This is a genomic window from Hydrogenophaga sp., from assembly GCF_041633695.1.
GTDB lineage: Bacteria > Pseudomonadota > Gammaproteobacteria > Burkholderiales > Burkholderiaceae_C > Hydrogenophaga.
Window position 1 is genome coordinate 1 of the sequence record NZ_JBFJMY010000681.1, and the last position, 1,602, is coordinate 1,602.

Annotated in this window: 2 protein-coding genes; both read right to left on the reverse strand. The window is 66.6% G+C overall.

All coding sequences use genetic code 11. The features are described from left to right. Window positions 1-677, reverse strand: a 677-nt coding sequence (locus ABYB95_RS23170; RefSeq protein ID WP_372662611.1) for a M20/M25/M40 family metallo-hydrolase, incomplete at its 3' end; no start/stop codon positions are given. Then, on the reverse strand, window positions 674-1,602 hold a 929-nt coding region (locus ABYB95_RS23175), incomplete at its 5' end, for a hydantoinase/carbamoylase family amidase (protein WP_372662614.1). The genes ABYB95_RS23175 and ABYB95_RS23170, both read right to left, overlap by 4 nt.

Sequence of the window (1,602 nt, forward strand, 5' to 3'; positions counted from 1 at the left end):
ACGTGCACCGCACCCTGCAGGGCGTCGGTGCCGCTGTCGGGAATGGCGGCGTGTGCCATGTCGCCCTCCACCGTCACCTCGAGCTGCAGGCAGCCGTTGTGCGCCACCACCACCTGGTAGCTGAAACCGGCGGCGATCATCAGGTCGGGTTTCGTCAGCCCTTTGTTCAGCAACCAGTCGGGGCCGACCACGCCGCCAAATTCTTCGTCGTAGGTGAAATGCAGTTCCACCGTGCCGGCCAGGGGCAGGCCCAGCGATTCCAGTGCGCGCAGCGCGAAGGTGAAGCTGGCGAAGTCACACTTGCTCACCGCCGTGGCTCGGCCATACATCTTGCCGTCCACGATTTCGCCGCCATAGGGGTCGTGGGTCCAGCCTTCGCCGGGCGGCACCACGTCGCCGTGGGCATTGAGGGCAATGGTCTTGCCGGGTCCGAAGCGGCGGCGAACGATCAGGTTGGTCACGGATTCCAGACCGACAGCCTGCACCTCGTCGGCGGGCACCACATGTTTTTCGGCCACCAGGCCCATGACCGCCAGCAGCTCGGCGGTGCGGTCGGCGTGCGGCGCGTTGTTGCCGGGTGGTGTGTCGGTGGGCACGCGCACCAGTTCTTGCAGAAAGCGCACTTCTTCGTCGAAGTGCGCATCGATCCAGGCGTCGAGGTGGGGGTAGGCGTTCATGCGGGTTCTGGGTGGGGTTCGGTGTCGGAAGCGAGCTGGTCCAGCAGGTGCGCAAACGCCTGCACGCCCAGTTCGATGTCGTCGCTGGTGGTGGATTCCAGCGGGTTGTGGCTGATGCCGCTGTTTTGGCCGCGCACGAACAGCATGGCTTGCGGCAGAACTTCAAACAGTTTCATGGCGTCGTGCCCGGCGCCGCTGGGCATGCGGTGCACGGGTACGCCGAGTGCCGCCACGGCCTGCTCCCAGCGGGCTTGCCAGGCTGGGGCGCTGGGCGCGGCGCTGGCGCGCATGGTCTCTTCCAGCGTGTGGCGCAGGCCACGGCGTTCACAAATGGCGATGAGCTGGGCGAGCACATCGCGCTCCAGCGCATCGCGCTGTGCATCGTTGGGTGCGCGCAGGTCGAGCGAAAACACGCAGCGCCCGGGCACCACATTGATGGAGCCGTTGGGCACCTGCAGCATGCCGATGGTGGCGACCGAGTTCCCATCGGCCAGGGTGCGCTGCTCGGCGTACAAGGCCAGTTCGGCCACGGCGCAGGCGGCGTCGCGGCGCCGGTCCATGGGCGTGGTGCCGGCGTGGCTGGCCATGCCCAGCACCTCACCCATGAAACGCACGCTGCCGTTGATGGAGGTGACCACGCCCAGTGGAAGGTCCAGCTCGTTGAGCACCGGACCTTGTTCGATGTGCACCTCGACGAAACCCAGGTAGTGCGCCGGGTCGCGTTTCAATTGCGCAATGGCCTCCAGTGTGGCGGGCAGACCGGCCTGGCGCATGGCCTGGCGCATGCTGGTGCCGTCGGCATCCAGCTGCTCCAGCCAGTTGGGGTTGAAGTCGCCGATCAAGGCCCCCGAGCCCAGGAAGGTCGCTTTGTAGCGCTGACCTTCTTCTTCGGCAAAGCCCACCACCTCGATGCCAAAGGGCAGGC